General features: G+C 62.3%; 5 protein-coding genes. 3 read left to right on the forward strand and 2 right to left on the reverse strand.

Going from position 1 to position 3,749, the window contains the following annotated elements; genetic code table 11:
* Nucleotides 1-6: 6 nt before the first annotated feature.
* Nucleotides 7-207 carry a hypothetical protein gene (locus EN893_RS23525; RefSeq protein WP_245490888.1) on the forward strand — a complete coding sequence of 67 codons (201 nt, stop codon included), beginning with the start codon at nt 7-9 and terminating at the stop codon, nt 205-207.
* A gap of 3 nt (nt 208-210) precedes the next feature.
* Here EN893_RS23525 and EN893_RS23530 read toward each other — a convergent pair whose 3' ends face one another.
* A complete protein-coding gene (locus tag EN893_RS23530; protein ID WP_127269953.1) occupies nt 211-717 on the reverse strand; it encodes an OsmC family protein in 507 nt (168 codons plus the stop codon).
* Between the two features lie 204 nt (nt 718-921).
* Here EN893_RS23530 and aguA point away from each other — a divergent pair, with 204 nt between their 5' ends.
* Both aguA and EN893_RS23540 read left to right on the forward strand, forming a co-directional pair.
* Nucleotides 922-2,028 (forward strand): agmatine deiminase, encoded by a 1,107-nt coding sequence (gene aguA, locus EN893_RS23535; RefSeq protein WP_127269955.1) that lies wholly within the window; start codon nt 922-924, stop codon nt 2,026-2,028.
* A gap of 45 nt (nt 2,029-2,073) precedes the next feature.
* The gene (locus tag EN893_RS23540; RefSeq protein ID WP_127269957.1) at nt 2,074-3,168 is read left to right on the forward strand and encodes a polyamine ABC transporter substrate-binding protein; all 1,095 of its coding nucleotides are present in this window, start codon (nt 2,074-2,076) and stop codon (nt 3,166-3,168) included.
* Between the two features lie 21 nt (nt 3,169-3,189).
* On the opposite strand, the gene EN893_RS23545 is transcribed toward EN893_RS23540, so the two are convergent.
* Nucleotides 3,190-3,749, reverse strand: a 560-nt coding sequence (locus EN893_RS23545; protein ID WP_164901047.1) for a helix-turn-helix transcriptional regulator, incomplete at its 5' end; no start/stop codon positions are given.

The raw sequence follows: 3,749 nt of genomic DNA on the forward strand, positions 1-3,749 counted from the left end.
GCAGGGTTGGTCTGGTATCTGGTAATCGCCGGCCCGCAAGGCGGCATGGTCGTGCTGCCCAGCACCTTCGACAAACGCGAACAGTGCACCGCCGCCATCACCGAATATCAGAAGCAGCCGACACCGGCCGGCTGGTCGGTGCAATGCGTGCCGAGCGCCTCGCCCTTCACTGACGAGGGCGACGCCGAAGAACCGTCGGCGCAGTAAGCATCAGCGGCGTGCGCTCACCGTCAGCTCCGGCTTCTGGCTGATGGTCTGGAACACCACGCAATAACGCTCGGTCAGCTTCAGCAGCGAGTCTACCCGCTCCTGCGGCTCAGCGGTGTCGAGGTTGAAATTGAGCCGGATGGCGCGAAAGCCGACCGGTGCATCCTTGGCGACACCGAGCGTGCCGCGAAAATCGAGATCGCCTTCGGCCTCCACCGTGGCGGCGCCGAGCTTGAACTCGAGCGCCGTCGCCACCGCCTTGAGCGTCACCCCGGCGCAGGCGACCAAGGCCTCCAGCAGCATGTCGCCCGAGCAGAGTTCAAGCCCTGAGCCGCCTGTTGCCGGATGCAAGCCGGCGATGGCGAGCGCCCTGCCCGTCTCCACCTTGCAGGCAACCGACTGGTCATCGATCGAGCCCTTGGCGCGAAGCGTGATCAGAGCCTGCGAAGCATCGTCACGGTAGGCCTGCTTCAGCGGCGCCTGCATGGCCTTCAGTTCGGTCGCATCCATCCGCTTTTCCCCTTTCGTCGACTGCTTGCGTCACCGGCATACGCCGTCCGGTCGAGATTTGCGCCGATCACCGTGGCAAGGCAATGCCGTTCCGCAACAGGAGACAGCGGTCAACACCGATATCCCAAATGGGACATTGACGGACAAGGTCCCAAAAACGTCTGATCCGGGCAAGTCATCACTCCATTTCCCGGCGGTCCCAAGATGCCCCGTACCCTCTCGACAAGGCCGAAACAGGATGGGTTTCGCGCGCCCGGCGAATTCGAACCAAAGTCAGGCTGCTGGCTGATCTGGCCGGAGCGGCCGGACACCTGGCGCCTCGGCGCCAAGCCCGCGCAAAAGCTGTTCGTGGATGTCGCCGCGGCGATCGCGCAAAGCGAGCCAGTGACGGTGGCGGCCTCCGCTCGCCAGTGGCAGAATGCCCGAGCGCGATTGCCCGGCCATGTGCGTGTCGTGGAGATGTCCACCAACGATTCCTGGTTGCGCGACAGCGGTCCCAATTTCGTCGTCAACGATCAAGGCGGCGTGCGTGGCGTCGATTGGATCTTCAACGCCTATGGCGGTTTTGACGGCGGCCTCTACGCGCCATGGGACCTCGATGATCTGGCAGCGCAAAAAGTGCTCGAAATCGAGAACATGGATCGCTACCGCGCACCGCTGATCGCCGAGGGCGGCGGGTTGCAATGCGATGGCCAGGGCACCCTCATCACGACGAAGCAATGCCTGCTCAACCGAAATCGCAACGCTCATCTCGGCAAGGCCGAGGTGGAACGCCAGCTTGGTGACTATCTCGGCGTCGACACCGTCATCTGGCTGCCGCGTGGCCTTGCCTTCGACGAAACCGACGGCCATGTCGATGACGTCTGCTGCTTCGTGCGTCCCGGCGTGGTCGTGCTGAGCTGGACCGACAATCGGGAGGACCCGCAATATGAGATTGTGCGAGAAGCCGAAGAGGTGCTGCGTTCGGCCCGTGATGCGCGTGGCCGCGCACTGGAGATCCACCGGCTGCCGCATCCCCTGCCGATCGAGATGACGCCGGAAGAAAGCGAGAGCGTGGACCGGCTGGATTCGACCTGGGCGCGACCGGCCGGAAACCGGATCGCGGCGAGCTACATCAACTACTATCCGGGCAACAGCGTCGTGGTGGTACCGCAGTTCGGCTGCGATCTCGATGTGAAGGCCAAGCAGACGCTGGCCGAGCTGTTTCCCGACCACAAGATAGTCGGCATCGAGAACTCGCGCGAGATCTTGCTGGGCGGCGGCAATGTCGCCTGCATCACCTTGCCGGTCTATGCCCCGCAGCGACGCTGAGGGACGACGCATGCCGAAAACAGATAGCGAAAACGGAGGACATTTATGCGCGCTCTGATCTTCTCAACCCTGCTTGCCTGCGGCGTCTGCGCAAATGCGGCTTCGGCTGACGAGGAAAAGATCGTCAACGTCTACAACTGGTCCGACTACATCGCGCCGGACACCGCCGAGAAATTCGAGAAGGAAACGGGCATCAAGGTTCGCTACGATGTCTATGACGGCAACGAGGTACTTGAAACCAAGCTGCTCACCGGCGGCTCGGGATATGACGTAGTCTACCCCTCAGCCTATCCGTTCCTGAAGAACCAGGTGAAGGCGGGGGCGTTCCTGGAACTCGACAAATCGAAGCTTGCCAACCATTCGAAGATCGATCCGCAGGCCTTGGCGCTGATCGCGGGCGCCGATCCGCAGAACCTGCATGCCGTGCCCTATATGGCCGTCACCGACGGCATTGGCTACAACGTCGCCGCGGTGAAGCAGCGGCTGCCGGACGCGCCGACGGATTCCTTCGCCATGGTCTTCGACGTGGACGTGGTCAAGAAGCTCTCCGATTGCGGCGTGGCCATGATCGATGCGCCGGCTGAAGTCATCCCGATGGCGATGAACTATCTTCACATCGACCCCAGATCGACCAGTCCCGACGACCTCGCCAAGGTCGAGGACCTGATGGGCAAGGTGCGGCCCTACATCCGCTATTTCCATTCGTCGAAATACATCAACGACCTCGCCAACGGCGACATCTGCGTGGTGTTGGGCTGGTCGGGCGACATACTTCAGGCAAGGACCCGTGCGGCGGAATCCGTGAAGAAGCTGGAGATCGCCTATTCCATCCCCAGAGAAGGCACGCTCATCAACTTCGATACGATGGTGGTGCCGAAAGATGCGCCGCATCCCGACAACGCCCAGGCCTGGATCAACTTCAATCTGCGGCCCGATATCGCCGCGGCCAATTCCAGCTATGTCTCCTATGCCAATGCGATACCGGAATCCCTGCCGCTGATGGACAAGGCGATAGCCAGCGATCCCGGCGTCTTTCCGCCTGATGCCGTGAAGGCCAAGCTGTTCGTGGTCGACAACAACGACCCAAAGCTGCTGCGATCACAAAACCGCATGTGGACGCGCATCGTGACGGGGCAATAGCGCCGGCGTAAGCCGTCAGGCTCAAGCGGCTTCGCGGAAGGCCGCCAGCAGCTCGACCTGGGAGTGCACGCCGAGCTTGCGGTAGATCTGCTTGATGTGGTTGCGGACGGTGCCGGGTGAGACGGCGAGGCTTCGCGAAATCGTCTTGGCGTTGCCACCCTCGACCAGATGCCGCGCAACCTCGGCCTCGCGCCTGCTCAGCCGCGAGCGTCCGTCACCGATTGCGGCGCCCTTGTCCCGGGAGCGGCACAGATGAAGCAATCTTTGCAGAATGAGCCTTGTCGCGCTGCTTGCCGCGTAAGCCATCTCCAGATCCTGATCGCCAAAGGCCGGTGCCCCGTTTCGCCGCAGGAAGGTGACATAGCCAGCGGTCAGCCCGTCGAGATTGAACACGCCGGTGATCTCGTCGAAACTGTCGGAAGGGCCGAAGAATTCGCGATAGTAGGGGGTACGCTGGAAGTCGCCATTGCGGAGTGCCGACAGCGGCAACAGGAAATCCTGTCTTGTGCTGGCGAACCTCTGGAAGAAGGGATCCTGGCGATACAGTCGTGCATCGTAGTCGCGGTTCCAGCGATCGGGGC

The organism is Mesorhizobium sp. M7A.F.Ca.CA.004.04.2.1, from assembly GCF_004022825.1.
Classification (GTDB): domain Bacteria; phylum Pseudomonadota; class Alphaproteobacteria; order Rhizobiales; family Rhizobiaceae; genus Mesorhizobium.